The sequence below is a fragment of the Pseudoalteromonas sp. S3178 genome, from assembly GCF_005886985.1.
Taxonomy (GTDB): domain Bacteria; phylum Pseudomonadota; class Gammaproteobacteria; order Enterobacterales; family Alteromonadaceae; genus Pseudoalteromonas; species Pseudoalteromonas carrageenovora.
In genome coordinates this window covers 1-25,968 of sequence record NZ_PNCW01000062.1, presented here as the reverse complement: position 1 = coordinate 25,968, position 25,968 = coordinate 1, and the positions used below count along the sequence as shown (strand labels likewise).

Annotated in this window: 23 protein-coding genes and 1 tRNA gene; 2 read left to right on the top strand and 22 right to left on the bottom strand. The window is 39.6% G+C overall.

Annotated features, from left to right (window positions below):
• The 19 genes from CWC11_RS16180 to CWC11_RS16090 all read right to left on the bottom strand — a co-directional run bounded on the left by CWC11_RS16180 (position 1) and on the right by CWC11_RS16090 (position 21,278).
• Positions 1 to 2,244 carry a heavy metal translocating P-type ATPase gene (locus CWC11_RS16180; protein ID WP_138683524.1) on the bottom strand — a complete coding sequence of 748 codons (2,244 nt, stop codon included), beginning with the start codon at positions 2,242 to 2,244 and terminating at the stop codon, positions 1 to 3.
• Positions 2,237 to 2,677, bottom strand: a complete 441-nt coding sequence (locus CWC11_RS16175; RefSeq protein ID WP_138683523.1) for a MerR family transcriptional regulator — start codon at positions 2,675 to 2,677, stop codon at positions 2,237 to 2,239. Before CWC11_RS16175 ends, CWC11_RS16180 begins: the two co-directional genes overlap by 8 nt.
• 206 nt (positions 2,678 to 2,883) lie before the next feature.
• On the bottom strand, positions 2,884 to 3,381 hold the full coding sequence (locus CWC11_RS16170; protein ID WP_138683522.1) for a DUF2059 domain-containing protein: 498 nt from the start codon (positions 3,379 to 3,381) through the stop codon (positions 2,884 to 2,886).
• Positions 3,382 to 3,510: 129 nt separating this feature from the next.
• The gene (locus tag CWC11_RS16165) at positions 3,511 to 3,843 is read right to left on the bottom strand and encodes a Na+/H+ antiporter subunit G (RefSeq protein WP_058547415.1); all 333 of its coding nucleotides are present in this window, start codon (positions 3,841 to 3,843) and stop codon (positions 3,511 to 3,513) included.
• Between the two features lie 9 nt (positions 3,844 to 3,852).
• The gene (locus CWC11_RS16160) at positions 3,853 to 4,122 is read right to left on the bottom strand and encodes a K+/H+ antiporter subunit F (protein WP_013464545.1); all 270 of its coding nucleotides are present in this window, start codon (positions 4,120 to 4,122) and stop codon (positions 3,853 to 3,855) included.
• Positions 4,116 to 4,652, bottom strand: coding sequence for a Na+/H+ antiporter subunit E (locus CWC11_RS16155; protein WP_058547414.1), 537 nt, complete (start codon positions 4,650 to 4,652; stop codon positions 4,116 to 4,118). Before CWC11_RS16155 ends, CWC11_RS16160 begins: the two co-directional genes overlap by 7 nt.
• Positions 4,652 to 6,169 carry a monovalent cation/H+ antiporter subunit D gene (locus tag CWC11_RS16150; protein WP_138683521.1) on the bottom strand — a complete coding sequence of 506 codons (1,518 nt, stop codon included), beginning with the start codon at positions 6,167 to 6,169 and terminating at the stop codon, positions 4,652 to 4,654. The genes CWC11_RS16155 and CWC11_RS16150 overlap by 1 nt, the downstream gene beginning before the upstream one ends.
• Positions 6,166 to 6,519, bottom strand: coding sequence for a Na+/H+ antiporter subunit C (locus CWC11_RS16145; RefSeq protein WP_058547412.1), 354 nt, complete (start codon positions 6,517 to 6,519; stop codon positions 6,166 to 6,168). Before CWC11_RS16145 ends, CWC11_RS16150 begins: the two co-directional genes overlap by 4 nt.
• Positions 6,519 to 9,311, bottom strand: a complete 2,793-nt coding sequence (locus CWC11_RS16140) for a monovalent cation/H+ antiporter subunit A (protein ID WP_058547411.1) — start codon at positions 9,309 to 9,311, stop codon at positions 6,519 to 6,521. The genes CWC11_RS16145 and CWC11_RS16140 overlap by 1 nt, the downstream gene beginning before the upstream one ends.
• Positions 9,312 to 9,529: 218 nt before the next feature.
• The gene (locus tag CWC11_RS16135; protein WP_138683520.1) at positions 9,530 to 10,705 is read right to left on the bottom strand and encodes a hypothetical protein; all 1,176 of its coding nucleotides are present in this window, start codon (positions 10,703 to 10,705) and stop codon (positions 9,530 to 9,532) included.
• The gene (gene nlpI, locus CWC11_RS16130; protein ID WP_058547409.1) at positions 10,692 to 11,570 is read right to left on the bottom strand and encodes a lipoprotein NlpI; all 879 of its coding nucleotides are present in this window, start codon (positions 11,568 to 11,570) and stop codon (positions 10,692 to 10,694) included. The genes CWC11_RS16135 and nlpI overlap by 14 nt, the downstream gene beginning before the upstream one ends.
• Before the next feature lie 141 nt (positions 11,571 to 11,711).
• Complete coding sequence (pnp, locus tag CWC11_RS16125) at positions 11,712 to 13,838, bottom strand: polyribonucleotide nucleotidyltransferase (RefSeq protein WP_058547408.1); 2,127 nt, start codon at positions 13,836 to 13,838, stop codon at positions 11,712 to 11,714.
• Between the two features lie 512 nt (positions 13,839 to 14,350).
• Positions 14,351 to 14,620 (bottom strand): 30S ribosomal protein S15, encoded by a 270-nt coding sequence (gene rpsO, locus CWC11_RS16120; RefSeq protein ID WP_004585888.1) that lies wholly within the window; start codon positions 14,618 to 14,620, stop codon positions 14,351 to 14,353.
• Between the two features lie 144 nt (positions 14,621 to 14,764).
• Entirely contained in the window at positions 14,765 to 15,724 is a 960-nt protein-coding gene (gene truB, locus CWC11_RS16115; protein WP_138683519.1) for a tRNA pseudouridine(55) synthase TruB, read from the bottom strand.
• On the bottom strand, positions 15,724 to 16,131 hold the full coding sequence (gene rbfA, locus CWC11_RS16110; RefSeq protein WP_008467148.1) for a 30S ribosome-binding factor RbfA: 408 nt from the start codon (positions 16,129 to 16,131) through the stop codon (positions 15,724 to 15,726). The genes truB and rbfA overlap by 1 nt, the downstream gene beginning before the upstream one ends.
• A 109-nt stretch (positions 16,132 to 16,240) precedes the next feature.
• Positions 16,241 to 18,901: a translation initiation factor IF-2 gene (infB, locus tag CWC11_RS16105; RefSeq protein ID WP_058547406.1), complete on the bottom strand. Its 2,661-nt coding sequence runs from the start codon at positions 18,899 to 18,901 to the stop codon at positions 16,241 to 16,243.
• 25 nt (positions 18,902 to 18,926) lie between these two features.
• Positions 18,927 to 20,426, bottom strand: a complete 1,500-nt coding sequence (gene nusA, locus CWC11_RS16100) for a transcription termination factor NusA (protein ID WP_058547405.1) — start codon at positions 20,424 to 20,426, stop codon at positions 18,927 to 18,929.
• A gap of 38 nt (positions 20,427 to 20,464) precedes the next feature.
• Positions 20,465 to 20,920 (bottom strand): ribosome maturation factor RimP, encoded by a 456-nt coding sequence (gene rimP / locus CWC11_RS16095; RefSeq protein WP_058547404.1) that lies wholly within the window; start codon positions 20,918 to 20,920, stop codon positions 20,465 to 20,467.
• Positions 20,921 to 21,201: 281 nt separating this feature from the next.
• Positions 21,202 to 21,278: transfer RNA gene (locus CWC11_RS16090), tRNA-Met, on the bottom strand.
• A gap of 407 nt (positions 21,279 to 21,685) precedes the next feature.
• Between CWC11_RS16090 and CWC11_RS16085 the strand changes: the two genes are divergently transcribed.
• Complete coding sequence (locus CWC11_RS16085; RefSeq protein ID WP_138683518.1) at positions 21,686 to 22,147, top strand: globin family protein; 462 nt, start codon at positions 21,686 to 21,688, stop codon at positions 22,145 to 22,147.
• Positions 22,148 to 22,149: 2 nt separating this feature from the next.
• Here CWC11_RS16085 and CWC11_RS16080 read toward each other — a convergent pair whose 3' ends face one another.
• Positions 22,150 to 22,620: a hypothetical protein gene (locus tag CWC11_RS16080; RefSeq protein ID WP_138683517.1), complete on the bottom strand. Its 471-nt coding sequence runs from the start codon at positions 22,618 to 22,620 to the stop codon at positions 22,150 to 22,152.
• Positions 22,621 to 23,014: 394 nt separating this feature from the next.
• Here CWC11_RS16080 and CWC11_RS16075 point away from each other — a divergent pair, with 394 nt between their 5' ends.
• Positions 23,015 to 24,571, top strand: coding sequence for a cryptochrome/photolyase family protein (locus CWC11_RS16075; protein WP_138683516.1), 1,557 nt, complete (start codon positions 23,015 to 23,017; stop codon positions 24,569 to 24,571).
• A gap of 60 nt (positions 24,572 to 24,631) precedes the next feature.
• Here CWC11_RS16075 and CWC11_RS16070 read toward each other — a convergent pair whose 3' ends face one another.
• Both CWC11_RS16070 and CWC11_RS16065 read right to left on the bottom strand, forming a co-directional pair.
• A complete protein-coding gene (locus tag CWC11_RS16070; protein WP_058547401.1) occupies positions 24,632 to 25,078 on the bottom strand; it encodes an Hsp20 family protein in 447 nt (148 codons plus the stop codon).
• A 237-nt stretch (positions 25,079 to 25,315) separates the two neighbouring features.
• Entirely contained in the window at positions 25,316 to 25,846 is a 531-nt protein-coding gene (locus CWC11_RS16065; RefSeq protein ID WP_138683515.1) for a redoxin domain-containing protein, read from the bottom strand.
• Between the last annotated feature and the right edge of the window lie 122 nt (positions 25,847 to 25,968).

The window sequence follows — 25,968 nt, the reverse complement described above, 5'->3', positions numbered from 1 at the left end:
CTAAGATTTATTAGGCTTAAAAAAACGTAAGCGGTTAGCGTTAGTGACCACCGTTAACGATGAAAGTGCCATAGCAGCTCCTGCTACAACAGGGTTTAATAACAAACCAAAAAATGGATAAAGTACGCCTGCGGCAATAGGAATACCCGCTACGTTATATATAAAGGCACCAAATAGGTTTTGCTTAATGTTACCAATAGTTGCGCTGCTTATCGCTATTGCATCAGCTAGGCCATGGAGTGAGCCTCGCATTAACGTTATATCGGCACTTTCTATAGCTACATCGGTGCCAGTACCAATTGCAAAACCTACATCCGCCTTAGCAAGCGCAGGAGCATCGTTAATACCATCGCCAGTCATACCAACAATCTCGCCCTGCTGCTGACGTTTACTCACTTCGTTTACTTTGTCCTGTGGCAAAACTTCAGCTATAAAGTCATCTATTCCTACTTTTTTCGCAACCGCTTGTGCTGTCGCTTTGTTATCCCCTGTTAGCATGACAAGGTGAATACCTTTATGTTGTAGTCGTTTTATTGCCTCAGCAGAATCTTCTTTTATCGGATCCGCCACCGCAATTAACGCTGTTAGCTGGTTATCACAAGCAAAGTACATGGGCGTTTTAGCCTCTTTTGCAAACCTGTGCGCTTGCTCAGTAGCCTCATCAACAGCAATCTCGTATTTATCCATAAGCGCTTTATTACCAAATAACAAAATTTGCCCATTCACCTTACCGCTTACACCTTTACCGGTAATGGCGTCAAAATCAGTAGCTTTACTCAAGGTTACGTTTTGTTTTTTAGCATGCTGCATAATAGCCTCTGCCAGAGGGTGCTCAGAGCTACTCTCTAGGCTTGCAACTAGCTGCATTACGTTGTTTTCATCTGCGCTATTAAACGTAACCACATCTGTTACTTGTGGGGCACCTTGCGTGATAGTGCCGGTTTTATCTAAAATCATGGTGGTTATTTTAGAGGTGGTTTGCAGTGACTCGCCATTACGAATCAAAATACCCGACTCAGCCGCTTTACCAACGCCTACCATTACCGACATAGGCGTTGCTAAACCAAGCGCACACGGGCACGCAATTATAAGCACAGTGGTAAGCGCGACCACTGCATAAGCAATTGAAGGCTCTGGGCCAAAATTTAGCCATGCGAGCGCAGCCAATATGGCAATAATCATCACTGTGGGTACAAAAATACCCGAAATAACATCGGCTAAGCGCCCTATTGAAGGCTTTGAGTTTTGTGCTCGCTTTACCATATTAATAATATTGGCAAGGGTGGTTTCGTGGCCAACATGCGTGGCTTCAAATAATAAAGTGCCACTTTTATTTATGCTGCCAGCAACAACTTTATCATCGGCTTGTTTGCTTACAGGCATAGGTTCACCTGTAAGCATTGACTCGTCAACACGGCTACTACCTTCAAGTACATTGCCATCTACCGGTATTTTTTCGCCAGGACGTACGCGTACGTGATCGTTTTTTTGCACATCATTTATATCAATATCTTGCTCTTGCCCCTGGCGTACAACACGCGCAGTTTTAGCTTGTAATCCAATTAAGCGCTTAATTGCCTGCGAAGTGCGCCCGCGAGCTTTTACTTCAAAGGCAAGGCCTAAACTAATTAAACCAATGATCATCGATGATGCTTCAAAATATACGTGTCTTGCCACTTCAGGTAATAAACTAGGTGCAATTACAACAAACATTGAATATAACCAAGCGGTGCCTGTACCGAGCGCTATTAACGTATCCATATTTGCAGCATGGTTTTTAAATGCCTGCCATGCACCTCTATAAAACTGCTTGCCCGATATCGCCATTACCACAAGGGTAATAATGCCTACAACAAACCATGCAATGCGCTGCGTTGTTGTCGATACACTCATATCAAAAATAAGGCCGTAAACCATTAAAGGTATACCTAAACCTAAGGCAAGCATCATATTTCGCATGAGTTTTTTATAGTGCGCATCATCCGATTTAGCTTTTTCGTCAAGAGCGTCTTGATCAGATTTATTACTCATAGGTTTTGCGCCATAGCCTATGTTTTCAACCGCTTTTATTAGTGTGTTTTGCTCAGCACTTCCCTCTACTCGTACTGTACGCTCTGCAAAATTCATTTCTACATTGTTTGCGCCTTGCACACTTTTTAGGGCTTTTTCTATTTTAGCAACACAGCTGCCACAATTAGCACCTTCAATCATAAAGTTAAGTTCGGTGTTTTTGCTGCTACTCATCACGCACCTCTATTTTTACAGGCTTTGGAATAGGATCGATAAATGTTTCTATTAAACTGCATACATCACTTGAAACAGCACCATCGGCAGATGCATCCCATTGTTTTAGTGCCGATTGCATACGCGTACGTAATTTAAGCGTTTCTTGAAACAGCGCTTCCGTTTCTTCTAAACGCTTGGCTATAATCTTACGCGTAAGTGGGCATGGGCAATTGCCTTGCTCTGACTCACCAATAATATGTTGCACATCTTTTATAGAAAACCCCAATTGGCGAGCGCTTATAATAAATTGTAACCGCTGTTTGTCTGCCTTGGTATATTGCTGGTATCCATTGTTTTCACTGCGTATTGGGTTTAAAAGACCCACACGGGTGTAATGACGAACGGTATCAGGCGTCACATCCATTAATTTGGCTAATTGTTTTACATACATAATTTAGCTCCGTGGAATTTCAATAGATCAATAATAAACCTATGTGCAACACATAGGTCAATAGAGGGAGCATTAAAGCATAATTTAAATTTACTGAAGCTGATTTAGCGCAAAAGTAAAAGCGCTCTGGCTAGAGCGCTCAAATAAAAGGGGTAAAAGTATTAGGAGCTGTTGTTCTTTAATACTTTAATTTTAATTAACAGCCTCTAGTTAGCTTGCTCGCGAGAGGCTTTTAGCTCTTCACTTAGCTTGCCTGCTATATCTTGAATTTTTGGCATTGCATCTTGTATTAAACTTTGCGACATTTGCATCGATTCTTGCATTACTACAGGCATTTTTTTAAGAATTTTTTGCCCTGTTTCTGTCTTATAAAACGCGAGCATATCGGCAATTTCTTGCTCATTAAAGTGCTTGTCGTAAACATTTACCATCATAGGCTGCATTTTTTTCCAGCTCATTTCAGATTTAAGCACATTGGTCATATCTGCATAGTATTTATCAAAAATAGCTTGTTCAGAAGGCTTAACGCCCATTTGAGCAGACATATTTTTCATCATGCCCTCAACTTGCCCATACATAGAATCAACCATCGCATCCATGTTCATTACGTTAATTAGCTCATCTATTTTTTGCTGCTTAGTGTTTTGCTCTGCGTATAAGCTGCTTGAGAAAATCAACAAAGACAAAAGTAGTGCTTTACCCATAATAGTATCCTTTAATTAAATAGTGAGTTTATAGTCACACGATTATTTAGCATTGTAAATGATACTAACAATTACAAAAAAAGGCCGAATAAATACAATTTATTCGGCCTTTTTTAATACATTACTGCCCTAATTATCTTCTATGTTATCAAGCCCTTTTGTGCCTTCTTTAGCTTCAAGTTTATGATGAATAGCCGATTTTATTAGCATATAGCCACTGATTGGTGCGGTAATTAATAAAAATATGGTAATAAGTATTTCTTTAACGCTTAGCCCATGTGCTGAGCTTGCAAAATAAACCATAGCGGCAATTAAAATGCTTGCCATACCTAGCGTTGTAGCTTTAGTTGGCCCATGTAAGCGCATAAAAAAGTCAGGTAGTTTTACTAAGCCTACTGAGCCAATTAAAATAAATACACCACCAAATAACAATAATATTGAGACAATCCATTCGCTGATCATGTTTTTACCCTATTCAATTATATCGCCACGAAGTAAATACTTACACACCGCAACCGTACTTATAAAACCTAGCATTGCTATCAGTAATGCAGCCTCAAAGTAAAGCCCTGTGCCCATGCTTATACTATACAAAATAATTAGTGCTATTACGTTTATATACATAGTATCGAGCGCTAAAATACGATCGGGCACTGATGGGCCAATTATAAGGCGCCATAGGTTAAGCAATAGCGATAAACCAATCATTGAAAAAACAATGAGTAATACGGTGTCTAACATTTAAATATCTCCTTTAATGGAGCTTCGTAGCGTTGTTTAATTTGTTTGATAAGTGCTTCTTCATCTTTTAAGTCGAGCACATGTATCAGTAAATAGCGCTGAGTTGGCTCTTCACCTTCTGCAAGTGATTCAGGTATAGGATACACTTCGGCGCTTACCGTACCTGGCGTTAATGAAACACAGCTAGCAAGTATAGTAATCGGCATATCGTGCATTAAATCTATAGGCACTTTCACAAAAGCTGGACGTAACTTTTTAGCGGGGCCCATTATTAATAATGCCACTTGTAAGTTAGCCACAACAATATCGTATAAAACTATAAGCAATTGTTTTAACGCAAGACCAGGCTTTAAAATAAGAGGCTGAGGGTCACGCAAAGAAAAGCTCAGCAGCGGTATAAATATGGCAAAAAGCGTTGCCAGTACCAAATGTCCTGCCGATACACTGTTATTTAGTAACAACCATATTAAAAATAAAAATAAACTACGAAAAGGCGTTGGTAGCCAACGATAACGGGCTTGTAATCTCATTACGCACCTCCTCTAATTACAGCGTTAATACCACCGCTAATATCGTGCAATTGCGCAGCCGCGCCAAGCATGTAATCGGTAATAGGGCCACCAAATATAACCATTAATGGTGAGCACGCTAATAGGCTTACAATTATTATTACTTGCAATGGGTGTGCATTTTCTCCATCTGTATTTTCATTTTTTTTATCTTTACGCTCCCAAAACATGGTGGTTCCGGCACGCGAAAGTGCAACTAATAATACAAAGCTCGCAAATAAATAAACAGGCCAAAATAGCCACGCTTGTTGAGCATTTAAAGTTGTTTTAAGGATCCACACTTTTCCAACAAAACCCGAAAGAGGTGGCATTCCAACAACCGTGAGTACTGCAATTATAAAGCAGCCGCCCAATAAGTAAGGCTGTGTTACAGCTCGACCAGCAACGAGCCTATCGCCCACTTTACCGCGTTGTGTAGCTATTAAATCGGCTAATAAAAATAAAGCGGCACATACAAGTGTTGAGTGTACTAAGTAATACAGTAATGCAGCTGTTGCGGTTACGTTTTGCAGCGCAATAAGAGCCACTAGCGTACCAACCGATACAACCACTAAGTTTGCAGTTAACTTTCGTAAATCTTGAGCAGCCATTACACCAATTGCACCAACAATTATGGTCGCAATGGCCAAGCCCCACAGCCACGGTTGCGCCATATGCTCGAGCTGTCCAGCTTGTTCACCAAATATTACGGTGTAAACACGCAACATGGCATATACACCTACCTTGGTCATAATCGCAAATAATGCAGCTACAACAGGCTTTGCGCTAGCATAAGTATTTGGTAACCATAAATGTAGTGGCAGTAACGCCCCTTTTAAACCAAATACAATAAGTAGTAATAATCCGCCTGCTTTAGCTAAATAAACATCATCGCCCGACAGCTGCGATACTTTTAAAGCCATATCAGCAATATTTAATGTACCAAGTACACCGTATAAAATACCTAAGCCAATTAAAAATACACTTGAGCCAACTAAATTTAATATTACATATTGCAAAGCCGCACGGGTATTTTGTTTGTCACCGGCATGCATCAGCAAAGAGTACGAAGCAATAAGTAGTACTTCAAAAAATACAAATACGTTAAATAAATCACCGGTTAAAAATGCACCATTAACACCTAATACTAAAAAGTGAACCAATGGGTGAAAAAAGTTACCTTTAGCGTCATCGCCTGCACAACTATATAAAATAACGCCTAAGCCAAGTAACGATGTAAGTGCAACTAGCAATGTAGAAAGCATGTCGGCTACAAGTACAATACCAAATGGTGCAGACCAGTTACCGATAGCGTATACGTTTATCCCTGTATTATGTACATGCAGTAAAAGCAATACGCTAATAGCAAACGTAATAATAGCCATAATAGACGAGGCTATACGACGAATTGGTAAGCTTTTACCACATGGAGGCAAAAGTAATATAACCGCTGCCAACATAGGTAATAAAATAGGTAAAGAAGCTAAATGTTGAATCATTTTTGCTCCTTAGTATCTGCCGGGCTTTTAACTATGTGACCATCTACGTGATCACTTCCTAAATCTGCACGACCACGAATAGCTAAAATAACCACAAATGCAGTCATTGCAAAGCCAATTACTATGGCCGTAAGTACTAACGCTTGAGGCAGCGGATCAGCATAATCGGCACCTGTACCCAGTACTACTGCTTTATTAATCGTTAAACGACCTGCAGAAAATAAAAATAAATTAACGGCATATGAAATCATAGTAAGCCCAAGTACTACAGGGAATGTGCGCGCTCTTAATAATAAAAAGATCCCGCAACTAACTAATACTCCAACGCAAGATGCGTACAATAATTCCATTAAATATTTACCTCTTTTTTCTGGGTCTCTGCTGTCATGTTCCCAAGGCTTGCCAAAATCATTAATGTAGCGCCTACAACGGTTAGATAAACACCTAGGTCAAATACAATCGCGCTTGCGAGTTCTGTTTTCCCAATAAATGGAATATCAAAGTAGTCAAACCAAGTAGTTAAAAATGGTTTGTCGAAGAACCAGCTGCCCACGCCAGTAAATAAAGCAATACCAATACCAGAAGCAATGATTTTACGGTAGTTAACCCCAAATCGCTCGCTGATCCACGCAGAGCCATGTGCCATGTACTGTAAAATAAAGGCAATTGATGTCACTAACCCAGCAATAAAACCACCACCAGGTAAGTTATGACCACGTAAGAAAATATACGCCGAAACCAGTAAAGCAAGTGGTAATAAACTGTGTGAAATACTGGCAAGCAATATAGGGTGACGTTCTCGTGCCCAAGGGCGTCCTTCACCGTCACTCGCTGGCATAAATAATGGAATTCTAGACAGAACTTTAAATATCCCAAGTGCAGCAATACCTAACACTGTAATTTCACCAAGCGTGTCAAAGCCCCTAAAATCCACCAAAATAACGTTTACAACATTAGTACCACCACCGCCAGTTTTAGCGTTGGCGATAAAAAAGTCTGAGATAGATTCTAATGGGCGCGTAAGCAACGCATAACAAATACTCGCAATCACCACACCTAATGTAGAGGCTATTCCTAAATCACGTAAAACACGCAGTGAGCTTGACTCTTTAGGCGTGTATTGCGGTAAAAAGAATAGCGCCAGCATAAGTAAAATAACGGTTGCTACTTCCACTGTTAATTGGGTTAGGGCTAAATCTGGCGCCGAAAAGCGCGTAAACGCAACCGATACCATTAACCCCACAATAGAAATCATTAATAACGCAACTACTCGAGAGCGGTGCCAAATAACAGTAGCCAATGCACCAATAATTAGTAAAGCAGCCCCTATCGCATTGTGAACATCAACAGGGGTTAGTGCCATTGTTCCGGCTAACTCTTGCATTTCAAATAGTGGCCAGCCAGCGCACAGTAATACTACGCCTAACATAACAACTAAATAACGCTGTAGTGAGCCGTTTTCTATGTGATTAATTTTAGATTGGCTCCAAGCAATGACCGACAGCACTGCGCGCTCAAAGGTTTTTTTAGCGTTAAGTGGGGGTAATGAAGCCTGAAACTGGAACAAGTATTTGCGATTGATATAAATAAATAAACCGCCAGCCACTGCCATTGCACTCATCAATAGAGGTAAATTAAAGCCATGCCATAAAGCAACTTCGTAATCTGGCATCGCTTTGCCTAATACCGCTGAAGATGCCGCAGATAAAATACCGCCAACAATAAAGTGCGGGAACATACCAACCAGTAAACAAATTACAACAAGGATTTCTATAGGTACACGCATATAACGTGGCGGTTCATGTGGCATACGAGGTAAATCAATTGGGTCGCCGTTAAAAAACACATCATGAATAAAGCGCGCAGAATACGCGACCGAAAACGCACCAGCAATTGTCGCAAGCACAGGAATTAGCCAAGACATTGAGCCTAATACTTGTTGATGTAATGTTTCGGCAAAAAACATTTCTTTTGATAAAAAGCCGTTAAGTAAAGGCACACCAGCCATTGATGCAGCTGCGACCATTGCGAGTGTGGCTGTATAGGGTAAAAATCGCCACATACCATTGAGCTTACGCATATCGCGCGTGCCGGTTTCGTGGTCGATAATACCGGTTGCCATAAATAGCGACGCTTTAAAGGTCGCATGATTTATAATATGAAAAATTGCAGCAACCGTTGCAAGCTCAGTATCAAGCCCTAGTAAGAGTGTAATTAAACCAAGGTGGCTAATTGTTGAATAGGCTAGCAGCCCTTTTAAATCGTGTTTGAATAGCGCTATGTATGCGCCAAATAATAAAGTAGTTAACCCTGTTAAGCCCACCAAAATAAACCAAGTGTCAGTACCAGCAAGCGCAGGGTAAAAACGTGCTAACAAAAATATACCGGCTTTAACCATTGTTGCCGAGTGTAAATAAGCACTAACAGGCGTCGGCGCAGCCATGGCATGAGGGAGCCAAAAATGAAACGGAAATTGCGCAGATTTAGTAAACGCACCAAGTAAAACGAGTACTAAGGCAACTTCGTATAAGTCGTGCGATTGAATAATGGCCTTACTTGCTAAAATAACATCAAGGTCATAACTACCAACTATATCAGCTATCAGCATTAAACCTGCTAGTAACGCTAAACCGCCGGCTCCTGTTACAGCCAGCGCCATACGCGCGCCCTTTCGCGCTTCTGACTTATGCCACCAATAACTGATCAACAAAAATGAACTTATGCTGGTTAATTCCCAAAATAACCAAAGCTGAATTACATTGTTAGACATTACAATGCCTAGCATAGCGGTCATAAACAACATCAAATAGCTATATAGTTTAGCCATTGAGTCGTTAGCGCTGAGGTAGTAACGCGCATATAAAATAACGAGCAAGCCAATGCCTAAAATCATAAACATAAACAATAAGCTAAGGCCGTCTAATCGAAGGGATAGATCAAGCCCTATAGTAGGGATCCAAGACAATGAGTAACGGATAGTTTCACCCGCTAAAACTGCTGGTGCATGATATAAAGTAATTCCCAATGCAGTCAAAGGTGCCAAAACCGTTAAGCCAGCGCTTTGATTACGAGATAATTTACCTGTGCATGCAGAAATAACACTGCCAATTAAGGATAGCAAGGGTATCCAGAGCAAAGTCATAGTGTAGGGCCTTTTATTATCATAAGTTTATCAGGGCATCCCTTTTTTGGTGACTTAAAGATGCTTTTACTGCCTGTTTTTAAACGACATTAATAACTATAGTTATACTGAAAAACACTGATTTTGTCTACGAAAAGCGACTTTACATGGCTATTTTTCAAACAAGTTCAAACAATTTATTTAGCTATTTAAAACACTAAATTAATAACCCAAGATAGTTAATTCAGTATTTCTTTATTTGCAAATGTAAGAGCACTGGAGCGACTATTAATCTGGTTACTGGTCATATCTAAATGTTTTAACCAAATCGCCCTATATTGCGCTGACAGCCCTAATTGCTGATACTGCATAATAGACCAATTTTCGCTGGGTTTATAAGCCACTCCCCCTTTTTGACAACTTTTTGCTTTATGCCAGCCTATTGGTGCATCGTTATTTTGAGAAATATATAAATTAGGAGCAACGTAACCACTTTGCGCACATAGCCACGCTTGTTTAGATTTAGGTAGAACGTATTCATCTTCAAAGCCGCTAAAATGCATTAATTCATGTAAAAACACGTTGTAATTTGCTGTTGAATTAACGAGCATGGTGCCTTTACTTACATTTGCCATACCCTGCTCTGGCATCATAATAATAAAATCAAAGTTTTTAGGGAGTTGTTTTTTGAGCAAAGATCTTTCCCAATAACACTTTGCTGCTTGATTAGCACTGTTGTTGCATTCAATAGTCCCCGCAACATAAATAGGTTTAGAAAAACAAAAAATATTATGCTTTGGCTCTGGCTGTTTATTATAAGTATTAATAAGCTCAGAAAGCTTATATAAACCACTACGATGATCGCTCATCGCTAATACGTTAAACATACATTGCGCATCTGGCTTAAGGTGATCTTGTAGCGATGCAAAACCAAGCTTACTTATAAATGCGCTGGAGATTTTATTATGCGGCGTTTTTATTTCAATTTTAAGATGATTTAGTACATCCCCTGCCGGTAAAGAATTTATGCTCGCAAGTAATTTCAAATCGCTCCACCTTGCTTGCTCTAGCAAGTGTGTAGCTAATGTTTTACGCTGAGAAATAGTTAACTCATTTATGCTCGCAAACCAAAACTTTTTTGCGGTATCCCCTTGGTTATCATTTAAAAGCCTTAGTGAATATGTATATTGAGCATTAGGTATTGAATGACGTGCAAGTTTTGCCAGGAGGGCATTAGGTAGGGTTGCTAAATGGTTCGAAAAATAAGTGGGAAAGCGCCAATAATTTTGCAGCACATTAGCTTTGGTGCTTAAAGCATGCCAATAGCCAATAGCATTAAGGTGATTACTTGAGCCTGAAAGCATCAGGCAACACAGTAATACACCTATTAGTTTAATACGTTTAACTTGCGTCAACACCCGCCATCAACTCAAGTTCTAAACGAGCGTATTTATACTCAATAAACTCATGTACATTGGTTGCAAGTGCGAGCCTAAAATAATCTGCAGCTAAGTACTCTTCACCCGCCGCCTGATGCATTTTAGCTAAGTAAAAATAAGCTTCACATAAACGTTGAGCATATTCCTGCTCAGTTTTAACGCCATCACTAATACCTGATAAAAAAGCATGTTCGCTCATATCACCGCTATAAAGTGATATTAATTGATATGCCCATTGTGATTCATCAAGTGCTGTTGCATTGGTTTTAAGTGATTCCAATGCCTTAACTTTATCTTCTTGCGCGCTTGCTAAGTAAACCCATAAAACACGGTATGGATCATTTGGAGAACGCGCTAAAAACTCATCAAAATCGTTTTTAGCAAGGCCTGCCCTATCACCGTAATAAAGGGCAATACCTCTATTTAAGTAGGCATACTCGTGCTCTTCATCTAGTTCAAGCGCTGAATCAAAGAACTCATAGGCTTTCTCATATTGCTGCATAAGCGTATGTTGAATACCTAAAAAGTTATACACCTCAGCTAAATCGGGCTTAAGTTTAACCGCGCGGTTAAAATCTATGCGTGAAAGAGTGGTCATGCCTAGGCTATCAAAAAGTACACCACGGTCGTAGTAAAGCTTAGCTTGCTGCTCTTCACTTAGGTCGGCTCTATTTAATAGCTCAGAGTAACGAGCTATGGCAATTTCACTTCTAAAGTCTGAGGCTAAAGGTGCTGTGAAAGGCACATTAACAATAGGTGTAGGCTCTGTTTCAGTTGTAGTTTGGCAAGCGCTTAAAGACAAAATAGCAAAAGATGCCAAAGCTAAATGTTTGAGTATCATTAAAATCCTTAATACCAAGATATATCGCGATAAATATAAGACAGACCTTGTCTAGTAAGGTTTCATTAAAGCATAAAAAAAGGGGCTAAACAGCCCCTTTTTTACTATCTAGCTAATATAGCTAGATTAATAAGTTAGCAATTATGCGTCTTTTGACTCATCAGCTGCTGGTGCTGCTGATTCCATTGCTTCTTTAATACTTAGACGTACACGACCTTGACGGTCAACTTCTAGTACTTTAACTTTAACTTCTTGACCTTCACTTAGGTGGTCAGAAACATTGTTAACACGCTCAGTACTGATTTGAGAGATGTGCACTAAGCCATCTTTACCAGGAAGAATATTTACAAACGCACCAAAGTCTACGATACGTACAACTTTACCTTCGTAGATAGTACCTACTTCAAGTTCAGCTGTTAATTGCTCAATACGACTAATTGCATTAGCTGCACTTTCACCATCTGTAGCGGCAATTTTAATTGTACCGTCATCACCGATTTCAATCGTTGTACCAGTTTCTTCAGTAAGTTGACGAATAGTAGCGCCACCTTTACCAATTACTTCTGCGATTTTCTTCTGTGGAATTTGCATTGTGTAAATACGTGGTGCAAACATAGATAGTTCTTCAGAAGGAGCAGAAATCGCTTCGTCCATCACATTTAGAATGTGTAAACGTGCAGCTTTTGCTTGTTTAAGCGCAATTTGCATGATTTCTTGAGTGATACCTTCAATCTTGATATCCATTTGAAGTGCAGTGATACCGTTTGAAGTACCTGCAACTTTAAAGTCCATGTCGCCCAAGTGATCTTCATCACCTAAGATATCAGAAAGTACTACAAAGTTTTCTTCTTCTTTAACTAAGCCCATTGCGATACCCGCAACAGATGCTTTAATTGGTACACCCGCGTTCATAAGTGCTAGTGAAGTACCACATACAGACGCCATTGAAGATGAACCATTTGATTCAGTGATTTCAGATACTACACGGATTGAGTAAGGGAACTCAGTAAGTGTAGGCATTACAGCTGAAATACCACGCTTAGCTAGGTTACCATGGCCGATTTCACGACGCTTAGGAGAACCTACAAAACCAGTTTCACCAACACAGAATGGAGGGAAGTTATAGTTAAGCATAAAGTGGTTTTTGTGTGTGCCAGTTAAATCATCGATTAACTGTGAATCACGTTCTGTACCAAGTGTAGCTGTAACTAATGCTTGAGTTTCACCACGTGTAAAGATAGCAGAGCCGTGAGTACGCGGTAATACGCCAGTCATTACGTCTAGTGCACGAATCATATCTGGTTCACGACCATCGATACGTTTTTCGCCAGCAGCGATACGGCCACGAACGATCTTCTTCTCAAGAGAACCGAATACTTTACCAACTTCTTGCTTATCAAGCGTTTCGCCTTCAGCAAGTTCGCTTGTAAGTACAGTAACAACTTCGTCTTTAGCTACACCAAGTGCTTCTTTACGCGCTACTTTATCAGTAATACGGTAAGCTTCACCTACTTTATCAGCAGCAATAGCAGCAACTTTTTCTTCAAGTGCTACGTTTTTCTCAGGTGCTGACCAATCCCATGTAGGCTTGCCCGCTTCTGCTTTAAATTCGTTGATAGCTGTGATGATAGCTTGAGATTGCTCATGGCCATATACAACAGCACCAAGCATAACGTCTTCTGCAAGTACGTCAGCTTCTGATTCAACCATTAGTACTGCGTTATCAGTACCCGCTACAACTAAATCAAGTTGGCTTTCTTCAAGCTCTTTTAGTGTAGGGTTAAGTACGTATTCACCGTTAATGTAACCAACACGTGATGCGCCAATTGGACCGCTGAACGGGATACCAGAGATAGCAAGTGCAGCTGATGTACCAATCATCGCAACCATATCTGGTTGGATTTCAGGGTTTACAGATACAACAGTTGCAATAACTTGTACTTCGTTAACAAAACCGCTTGGGAAAAGTGGACGAATTGGACGGTCAATAAGACGTGCAATTAGTGTTTCACCGTCGTTAGGACGACCTTCACGCTTAAGGAAACCACCTGGGATACGACCAGCAGCGTACATACGCTCTTGGTAGTTAACAGTAAGTGGGAAAAAGTCTTGACCAGGCTGAGCTTCACGCTTACCAACAACAGTTACTAAAACTGAAGTGTCGCCAATGCTTGCTAGTACTGCGCCGTCTGCTTGACGTGCGATTGCACCAGTTTCTAGGGTTACAGTGTGTTGACCTAGTTGAAATTCTTTAATAATTGCTTGCACTTAAAATATTCCTTAAATGTTTTTATATTTCATTAATAAGTGTCATTAAAAGGGCCAATTACAGTACATAATTGTATTCAGTTGGAAATCAATTAAGTACTACAATTGGCAAAATTTTTAATAACTGCAGATAACCTATTTATCTACGCGCACAGTATATACCAAAGCGACGTAAAATTGCGAGTCTACCCCGAGATAAAAGTAATCGCTTTTATCTTATTATTTATCAATTGCTTCATGACACACGGCTTATACCAATGAGCTTAATTAAGTGATCTATTTTGAGGTAATGGGATCGAGTGAATAACTAGGAGAAATCTCGTTATTTAATCGCTCTAATCATGGACATTTTAACGCAGCTAGCGCCAAATTTAGTTTCTAAAATTATTAGGTTTTATTGCAGATGTGTATTATTGATTTTCAAGGGGTGAGATTAGATAAGTGTTTTTTAAAGCGTAAATTTTAGGCACAAAAAAAGGAGCTATAAAGCTCCTTTTCTCGTAATCAAGTTCTTAGCGACGTAGGCCAAGCTCTTGGATTAACGCAGTATAACGCGAGATATCTTTACCTTTAAGGTAATCAAGCAATTTACGGCGAGTACTTACTTTACGAAGCAGACCACGACGTGAGTGGAAGTCATGCTTGTGGTCAGCAAAGTGACCTTGAAGCTTGTTGATATCAAAAGTAAGTAATGCTACTTGTACTTCAGGTGAACCAGTGTCGCCTTCTGCACGTGCAAATTTAGCAATGATATCGATTTTTTCTTGATTGCTTAGTGACATAGTAACTCCAAAAATTAAATTTAAAAGGTGTCTTAGCCGATCACTAATTCAGCCAAAACGATTAAGCGGGCGTATTCTATCAACTATGAGAATAACTACAAGCTAATTATACTAAAGATACCCTTAGGGCATTCAGCACAGTGCTTATTCTGGCTTTTTGTAGTCATCTTGTTGGCTTGCAAGTCCACGTTTAGACTTTAACTGCCCATTTGGATTACGCTCGCCAGTGCCAATAAACACACCATCGGCAAGTACTTTAATTGGACCATCAGGTAAATCTGTTGCTATATCTACAGCTTGCCCATGGCTAAACACCGAGCCTTGTTCTTTTGTTATTTCTACAACAGGAAGACCAACTAAAGCAGTGTCCATAGGTAGCAATAACTCATCAAGGTAAGTTGATGGTGCTATTTCTTCATCTTTAGCTTTATCTAACAAGGCTTGAACTTCATCAAGCGTTACCATTTTATCTGTTGGGTAGTGCCCTACAGCTGAGCGATGAAGCATAATAACATGTGCGCCGCACCCTAGGTTTTCGCCTAAATCATCAACAATCGTACGAATATACGTACCCTTTGACACATGCGCAGTCATTTGTACTTCGTTAGTTTGCTCGTCAAACTCATCTAGCGTTAAACTAAATACGTTAATTTTTCTGCATTTACGAGGTACTTCAATGCCTTCTCGTGCGTACTTGTACAAAGGTTTACCCTCATACTTAAGCGCTGAATACATTGATGGATACTGATCTGATTCACCTAAAAAGGCCGCAATTTCACGCTCTAGCTGTTCATACGTTACGTTTACATCTTTAGTACTAACAATTTCCCCATCAGAATCTGATGTTGTTGTACGTTCACCTAATTTGGCACGTACTACATAGGTTTTGTCTATATCGAGTAAAAACTGAGTGAACTTGGTCGCTTCACCAAAACAAATGGGAAGCATACCTGTTGCTAGTGGGTCGAGTGCACCGGTATGCCCTGCTTTTTGAGCAAAATAAATACCTTTCGCTCGTTGAAGCGCTTTGTTAGACGAAATACCTTCAGGTTTGTTTAACAACAAAATACCGTCAACTGGACGGCCTTTACTGCGTCTTGCCATTAGTCTTTAGTGCCTTCTTCGCTATCTGTTTCGTCATCTACGTGCTTAGCGTTATCCTCACGAATGATCGAATCTACTAAGTTAGAAATACGCATACCTTCCATAAGTGAGTTGTCTACAACAAACTTAAGCTCTGGCATTATGCGTGCACGAATACGTTTACCTAATAACGAACGGATATAACCCGTAGCTTCGTTAAGTACTTTTGCGCTTTGCTTCGCTGCATTTTCATCTTCAGTGTTAAATACTGTGATAAATACTTTAGCGTAAGATAAGTCGCGCGATACTTCTACCGCAGACACTGTCACCATACCTAAGCGTGGATCTTTAATTTCGCGTTGTAAAATTACAGCAATTTCTTTTTGAATTTGCTGAGCAACACGATCAGTGCGAGAAAACTCTCTCATTGCATTTGTCCTAAAATAATAACTTATTGAAATTTAATAATAAGATAATTTAATAATGGATACACAAATGGGGGCTAAGCCCCCATTTACAATCTTAGCTTACGAGCAATTAAAGTGTACGTTGTACTTCAACTGTTTCGAATACTTCGATTTGGTCACCAACGCGAACGTCATTGTAGTTCTTAACGCCGATACCACATTCCATGCCGTTACGAACATCAGCAACATCGTCTTTAAAGCGACGAAGTGACTCAAGCTCACCTTCGTAAATAACAACGTTATCACGAAGTACACGAATTGGCGCGCTACGCTTAACAACACCTTCAGTAACCATACAACCAGCGATAGCGCCAATTTTTGGAGACTTAAATACGTCACGCACTTCAGCAAGACCAATGATCTCTTGCTTAAACTCTGGTGCTAACATACCTGACATTGCTTGTTTAACTTCGTCAATTAAGCTGTAGATTACGCTGTAGTAACGTAGATCTAAGTTTTCAGTCTCAATTACTTTACGCGCTGATGCGTCAGCACGAACGTTAAAGCCAACTACGATTGCGTTAGACGCTGCAGCAAGTGTTGCATCAGTTTCAGTGATACCACCAACACCTGAACCAACAATCTTCACTTTTACTTCATCAGTAGAAAGTTTAGTTAGTGAGTCAGAAATCGCTTCGATTGAACCTTGAACGTCTGCTTTAAGTACCACGTTAACTTCAGAAACATCGCCTTCAGCCATGTTAGTGAACATGTTTTCAAGCTTCGCTTTTTGTTGACGAGCAAGTTTAACATCGCGGAATTTACCTTGACGGTATAAAGCAACTTCACGTGCTTTACGCTCATCTTTAACTACAGTCGCTTCATCACCTGCAGCTGGAATACCCGAAAGACCTAAAATCTCAACTGGAATAGAAGGACCAGCCGATTTGATGTCTTTACCGTTTTCATCGCGCATTGCACGAACACGGCCATATTCAAGACCACATAATACAATGTCACCTTGGTTAAGCGTACCAGATTGAACTAGGATAGATGCAACTGGACCACGGCCTTTATCAAGACGAGATTCAATTACAACACCTGCAGCCATACCTGTAGAAGGAGCTGTAAGCTCTAAAAGCTCAGATTGCATAAGTACAGCTTCTAGAAGGTCATCAATACCTAAACCAGTTTTAGCTGAGATATGAACATACTGCGTATCGCCGCCCCAATCTTCAGGGATAACGTCTAGCTGAGCTAGTTCATTTTTAACGCGATCTGGATCTGCGCCTTCTTTATCCATTTTGTTTACTGCGATGATTAAAGGAACGCCAGCTGCACGAGCATGCTGAACCGCTTCTTTAGTTTGTGGCATTACGCCATCATCTGCTGCAACTACTAGGATTACGATATCAGTCGCTTTAGCTCCACGAGCACGCATTGATGTAAACGCGGCGTGACCAGGAGTATCTAGGAAAGTGATCATGCTGCCGTTTGTTTCAACGTGGTATGCACCAATGTGCTGTGTAATACCACCGGCTTCGCCAGATGCAACTTTCGCTGAACGAATGTAATCTAGTGTAGATGTTTTACCATGGTCAACGTGACCCATTACAGTTACTACTGGAGCGCGCGGCTCAGACTTACCATCTTCATGGCGGTCATTTAGTACTGTTTGCTCTAATTCGTTTTCTTTAACGATGATAACCTTGTGACCCATTTCTTCAGCAACAAGTTGTGCAGCTTCTTGGTCAATTACTTGGTTAATGGTAACCATGTCACCCATTTTCATCATTGTTTTCACAACTTCAGCGCCTTTAACAGCCATGCGTGATGCAAGCTCGGCAACTGTAATTGTTTCGCTAATACGCACTTCGTTTTTAACGTCAGCTGTTGGTTTTTGGAAACCATGCTGCAGCGATGCTGGTGCTTTTAACTTAGACTTGTTACGGCCTCTAGACGCAGCAAACTTATCTTTTGCTGGCGCTTTTTTCTTTTTCTTCGCACGGCGTGTACCTTGCTCATCACGAGCATCGGCAACATCTTCTGCTTCACGTGCGTAAGTTGAAGTCGTAAGGTGATGATCCGCGGTTTCTTCGCGCTTCTTACGTTCTTCTTCTTCTTTCTTCCAGCGTGCTGAATTCTCTTCAGCTAGCTTTCTTGCCTCTTCTGCTTGACGTTTCGCTTCTTCTTCAGCTTTCTTCAATGCGGCCTCTTCTGCTTCTTTTTGCAGACGCTCAGCTTCGATGCGATCTTTCTCAGACTTAGCACTTTGCTCAGGGGTCATCTGCTGTTGTTTAGCTTTACGCTCTGCATCTGCTTTGCGTTTAGCTTCTTCTTTGGCTTTACGATCAGCGTCTTCTTTCGCTTTACGTTCTGCCTCTTGTTTCGCTTTTAATTCAGCGGCTTCTTGTGCAGCTTTTTGCTGCTCTTCAAGACGCGCTTTCTCTTCTGCGGCTAGGCGTTGTTGCTCTTGTTCTTGCTCCATTGCGCTTTTTTTCACGTATGTACGTGTTTTGCGAACTTCAACTTGAACATCTTTTGCTTTACCAGTAGAACCAGTAACACTTAACGTGCTTTTGCTCTTACGTTGTAAAGTCATACGCGCTGGGCCATCTGAGCCAGTACCGCCATGTTGCTTGCTTAAATGATCAAGTAATGTCGCTTTTTCAGCTTCAGTTACATTATCAGTTGCCTGCTTAGTGATACCCGCTTGTGAAAACTGCTGTAGCAATTTATCAACAGTTGTACCTATATCGCCGGCTAGTTTTTCAACATTTACTTCTGCCATAGTGTGTAATACCTCCGTTAATAAATTACTCGTCTGCAAACCAACAAATATTACGTGCAGCCATAATTAATTCACCTGCTTTTTCAGGTGATAGCTCTGTAATATCAACTAGTTCGTCGATGCCTTGCTCAGCTAAGTCTTCAAGTGTAACTACACCTTTACTTGCCATAACAAATGCTAAATGACGTTCTAAGCCTTCAAGCGCAAGTAAGTCTTCAGCTGGCTCTACGCCATCTAAGCTTTCTTCCGTTTTAAGCGCTTTAGTCGTTAACGCGTCTTTTGCACGTGAACGTAAAACGTCTACTGTTTCTTCATCTAAGCCATCAATTTCTAAAAACTCTGATGCAGGTACATACGCCACTTCTTCAAGTGTCGAGAAACCTTCGTTAATAAGTAGTGATGCAAACTCATCATCGATATCTAAGTTTTCAGTAAATAAGTTAATTAACTTATCTGACTCAGCTTCATTTTTAGTACGCATGTCTTCAACAGTCATTACGTTTAGTTCCCAGCCAGTTAATTGGCTTGCTAAACGAACGTTTTGACCATTACGACCAATTGCTTGTGCTAGGTTATCTGCTTCAACAGCGATATCCATTGAGTGAGTGTCTTCATCCATTACGATTGAAGCAACTTCTGCAGGTGCCATTGCGTTAATAACAAACTGCGCCGGGTTGTCATCGTAAAGTACGATATCAACCCGCTCACCGCCAAGTTCTGACGATACAGCTTGAACACGTGCGCCACGCATACCAACACACGCACCCACTGGGTCAATACGTTTGTCGTTAGATTTAACGGCGATTTTAGCACGAGAACCTGGATCACGTGCTGCGGCACGTAATTCAATCATTTCTTCGCCAATTTCTGGCACCTCAATGCGGAATAATTCCATCAGCATTTCTGGTTTTGAACGCGTAACAAATAATTGTGCGCCACGTGCTTCTGGTTTAACTTCGTAAAGAAGACCACGAATACGATCCCCTGGACGGAAGTTTTCACGTGGAAGCATATCGTCACGGTAAATAACAGCTTCTGCGTTATTACCTAAATCAAGTACGATTGCATCACGAGTCGCTTTTTTAACTACACCTGTAACAAGCTCGCCTTCTTGATCTTTATAAGCTTCTACAACTAGAGCACGTTCAGCTTCACGTACTTTTTGTACGATAACTTGTTTTGCCATCTGTGTAGTTATGCGGTCAAATTTGATAGATTCAATCTGTTCTTCAACGTAATCGCCCATTTGCAAATCAGGTTCTTCAACTTGAGCTGCTTCTAGTGTGATTTCGCTGTAAGGGTTTTCTAATGAACCATCTTCTTGTACTGCTGCAATTTGCCAACGACGGAACGTATCGTAATCGCCCGTTTTACGGTCAATTGCTACACGCACTTCAATTTCGCCATCGTGTTTTTTCTTTGTTGCTGTTGCTAGAGCGAACTCTAAAGCTTCAAAAATCTTTTCTTTTGGAACCGCTTTCTCATTGGAAACGGCTTCAGCAACCAATAATATCTCTTTTGCCATGGGTAATGCCTCGCTTGCCCTATTCCTTCGCACTCGAATTAAAACTTTGCGATTAAATTCGCACGTTCGATGTTACTAAGCATGATTAAATACTCTGCACCATCACTAGATAGTGTGATCATATCGCTGCTAACAGCTACTAAGTCGCCTTTAAAATTACGACGACCGTCTTGTGGAAGTTTAGTACGCACGCGTACTTCCTCTCCTTGCGCCTGCTCGTAGTGATCTTGTTTGAATAATGGACGATCAACACCAGGAGACGATACTTCCAAATCATATTCGTTTGTAATTGGGTCTTCGACGTCTAAAATCGCACTAATTTGACGACTCGCGTCCGCACAGTTATCAACTGAGATCCCATCCTCATGAGCAATATATACTCTTAAGGTAGAATGGCGACCCGCTTGCACAAACTCAAGACCATGTAATTCAAAGCCTAACATTTCTACCGCAGGCGTTAACATGGTTACTAAATCTTGTTCAAGTTTTGTCACGAAAATCCTCCATACAAACAAAAAAAGGGCTTATAGCCCTAAAATACTGAGTTTAAGTTTTGATTTGATGACAATTGCCATAAATCGTAAGGTGCAGATACAACAACGCCCCGAACCAAGCGGGGCGTCACACCAATAAAGCATAAAACTGTGTGGCCGAGGGCCAAGCTTGGTTGCGAGTCAGTAACTGACCTAATTTAAACTACATAGCTTAAAACGCAAAACGCGCATTACTTAGAATGCGCGATATAAATTAGTAAGGTAATACCTACTAGTAGAATTGGTTGCGGGAGCCGGATTTGAACCGACGACCTTCGGGTTATGAGCCCGACGAGCTACCAGGCTGCTCCATCCCGCGCCAATAGATATCAAACCTTAAATTTAATATCGCTGTTAGCTGTTTTACAACACGCTAAACAATGGCCGCTATTATAAGGATGTGTGGGGTAATTAGCAACCATAATAAATAATTAGTTTATAAAAATCACAATTCGCCAAGATGCTAATTTTATGTAGATATTAGGATCGTAAGCTTCACAAAACACAGCCACTTTGTATACTTATTTAATTAAGCTACATTTAAAGTGTGCATACAAACTGACTTTTAAAAGAGCTTTTGTATATACGCAATGACTAGAAAAACCATAGAAAAAACTAAAACCCATACTTTAACACTAAAAAAACGTGCAGTATTTGAACACCCCGCTATAATAAAGCGTAACCAGATTGAGAATAATAATTATAATCTACTGCGAAGAGATAAAAATGAATACACAACAAATAGCATTGTTAAATAATTTAAAGATTATTAAACCAAACTTTCATGCATTTACTGCTCGGTTTCATAATAAATTAGCTGAGTCTGATATCAAGATGGATTACCCAGCAGCGTCATATTTTAACGAAAAAAGCTTTACTTTGTTTTGTGTGCTCGAGCGAATTGTTAAGCATATAAACAAGCCGTCATCGGTTGCGCCTTTTTTAGTACACCATCTAGCGTATTTAAAAAACTCTGGAGCAACTCAAAATGATATAACTATTTTATCAGATGCGTTTTACGAAACTCTTAAAGAACACCTTGGCACATATTTTACTCATGAAAGTCAACGAGCATGGAGAGATACTCTCAATTTTTTTGAAAAATTTGCAAATAACACCCTGTTTAATGTTTCAAATGTAGTTTCTCTTCAGCAAAAAATGCAACAAAAACAAAGTAATAAATTATAGTTTTAAAAGCTTAATTGGTTTAATAATCGATTAAGCTTTTTTTGCTCTATATCTAATAAAACATTGTACTGAATATTTAACGCTTCCACCCTTTTCAAAATAGCGCTGTTTAACTCAATCTCTTCCTTAGTTTTAACGGGCTCTATAAGCTTCCCTTCTAGGCTTGTTGTGTTTTCTTGTAGTTCATCTCTTAGAGTTTTAATTTTGTTTTCAGTCTGATTAATTTCACGCTTTAAATGCTGGCTTTTAATAAACACATCAACCGATTGATCAGGGAGATCTTTTGCGTCTGTTATGTTGTCGGCTATTTTTAATAATGCATTTAATTGCTGATTCAGCGCCCCCATAAGGATTTGCTCATTATTAATAAGTACATTAAATCGCGCTATTCCCGCTATCGCCTGTTCTGAAAAGGCACTACTTTGCTTGGCACCTAATAAAGTACTTGGCTGTTCCTCTGATTTTATATTCAAAACACTAACTGCCTTTGCATCTTAGCTTTATAAGTATTAATTTTATCTTGATGTTCAGCCAGTTTCTTCTCCAGCGCTTTTATTTTTATATACGTATCAATTGATTTCGACGAGGTATTTTTACTATCAAGTTTAGAAGCTGAGCTTGAATCATTCCTCACACTGTCTACCTTTATAGTGATTAATTGAGGATTTTCAGAGCAAGGGTGCTGGCTAAACTCAACACCTTGAGCTGTTTAACATTTATAAACGGGTGTAGAAGCCAAATACGTGCTGTAAGTTAAACTGTAAAATAGAATAATGATATTTATGAAATAGTTCACTTTGCTACCCCTTCTAAATTATCACGATCGCTTATTCGCGTTATGTCGTATAAAAATACTTTGGCCATATTATGACAAACTTTAAAACAGTAAGGCTTATATTGGGCGACCAACTCAACCCATCTCACTCATGGTTTAAGCATAAAGATAATGACACTTTATACCTAATTGCGGAACTAAAACAAGAAACTAATTACGTAAAACATCATGTACAAAAATTATGCGCTTTTTTTAGTGCTATGGCTAATTTTGCAAGCGCGCTTAAAGAAGCCGGATTTAATGTACTTCATTTAACACTAGATGAAACACAAGGCGATGCTAACCTCCCCGATTTACTTACCCGCATAGCAACTCAATATAATTGCTCGGCAATAGAGTATCAGTACCCTGATGAGTTTCGTTTAAAGCAGCAACTTAATAAATTTAAAAAAAAGAGTACATTTAATATAAACGCAGTTGATACAGAACACTTTTTATTACAGTTTGAACAAATAAATGAACGGTTCACTAAAAACAAGCATGCGACGATGGAACACTTTTACCGTGCAATGAGAAAGCAATACAATATATTGATGGATGGTGCAAAGCCACAAGGTGGAAAGTGGAACTATGACAGTAATAACCGTAATAAATTTTCAAAAAGTGACTTAGCTGATATCCCTGTTCCAAAAATGTTCGATAGTGATGTAAGCAGTATTATTTCCCGTTTAAACAAACATAATGTGAGCTATTTTGGAGAAATCAAAGATGAGTTACTTCAGTGGCCAACCACCAGAAAGCAAGCTATTGATTGCTTAGAATACTTTTGTAAAAATTTACTGAGCCGGTTTGGGCAATTTCAAGATGCGATGACAGATCAATGTAATCATAATACCAGCTTGTATCACAGCCGTTTATCGTTCGCATTAAATGCAAAATTACTTCACCCACTTTATGTAATTAAACGTGTGATAAACGAATATGAACAAAATCCTCAGCAAATAACAATTTCACAAGTAGAGGGGTTTACCAGGCAAATTTTAGGCTGGAGAGAATATGTAAGGGCTATTTATTGGGTGAATATGCCCGACTACGCTAATAAAAACCAGCTGGATGCAAAACAAAAAATGCCTCAATATTTTTGGAATGGGGATACAAAACTGAACTGTTTAAGCCACGCCCTTACCCAAAGCCTCGAAACAGCTTATGCGCATCATATACAACGCCTAATGGTCATAGGGAACTTTTGCTTATTAACAGGCATAAATCCGAACGAAGTAGATAATTGGTATTTAGGCGTTTATATAGACGCCATAGAATGGGTGGAAATGCCAAACACACGGGGAATGAGTCAGTTTGCAGATGACGGTATTATTGCAACCAAGCCCTATTCAGCAAGTGGCAATTACATTAATAAGATGAGTGATTACTGCAAAAACTGTCGATACGATGTTAAGCAAAAAATAGGTGAAAATGCATGTCCGCTCAACAGTCTATATTGGCATTTTATGGATAAACATCGAGATAAACTACAGTCTAATCCCAGAATAGGCATGGTTTATAAGAATTGGGATAAACAGTCATCCGATCTTCAAACACAAACTCTTGAGCAAGCAAAGCACCATATCAAAAATATAGATTCTTTATAAAGTAAAAAGCCGCCTAAAATGAGGCGGCTAAATAATCAGAGTAAAATGTACTTTAGAAGATTATTTACCTTCTATTAAATTGCTGCTACCAATTTCAATTTTACGTGGTTTTAGCGCTTCAGGGATTTCACGTTCTAAGTCAATACTTAGTAAGCCGTTGGCTAAATCTGCGCCAAGTACTTTTACATGATCTCCTAACTGGAATTTACGTTCAAAGTTACGCTCAGCAATACCTTGATGAATAAATTTACGCTCTGCGTTTTCATCTTTATTTGCTTTAGTACCTGCAACTTTAAGCGTGTTATTTTCTGACTCAATAGTTAACTCGCTTTCACTAAAGCCTGCTACGGCCATTGTGATACGATATTTATCTTTATCGAGTGCTTCTATGTTGTACGGAGGAAAGCTTGGTTGCTTGTCTGTACGTGCTGCTGCGTCCATTAAAGATGCTAAGTGATCAAAGCCAATGAATGAACGGTAAAGTGGTGATAAGTCTACTGTACGCATAATAATATCCTCATATTTAAGCGATATAATGTTGCTACTTTTCTTTTGAACAAGTACAACACAAATAAATTAATAATATAAATTTCAAATACTTCTGTTAAATAAAGACCCATCAGGCGTCTTCACATAACTATTTATGGGCAGTAATTTTGTTTTCAAGTAATTAAATAAAAAAATTTAAAGTAAAAATAAAAAAAGGCACAAAACTGTGCCTTTTTAAATCATTTATAAATACTATTATTTAATAAATGTACCACGAATTGGATAGTCGTTTTCTCTTGAAAACTTAATTCCACCTAATAACTGTTCTAAATCAGGGCGAACGAACGGGCTGTTTGATATATCGAACATCTGAAGCTGATTTTTTTCGTTAAGTACAAAAATGCCAGGTTCTGCAAATGGATGGTCTGTTTCTGCATCGCTACGTGGCTCACTGATATGGAGCCCTAAGTCGGTCATTTGCTTGATGGTTAAACCGTAGTAAATTGGGAAATTAATGTCTATTTTTTCTAAATGCTTATTAAGCTGCTCATGACTATCGCCGCTAACGGCAACAACTTCAACGCCAGCCTCTTTAAAGTCTTTATGTATTTTAGCAAGCTCATTAAGTTGCGCAGTACATTTAGGGCAATGTTGACCTCTATAAACAACAATCATTTTCCATGGGGAGTCACTTACTCTGTCTACTAAGTCTATTTTTTTCTCGTCCACATCACTCACTATTAGTGATGGCATAATATCCGCAGGTTTTAAACTAGTGTTACTCATTGCGATCTCCTTTTACTGTTTCAGATAAAATTAACTTTGCTCTCACCCACATAGCTTAGGGTAACTTTTATTAATTCAACCTGAAAATGTAATTAGAAATCTATTAGGGCGTGTTGATCTTT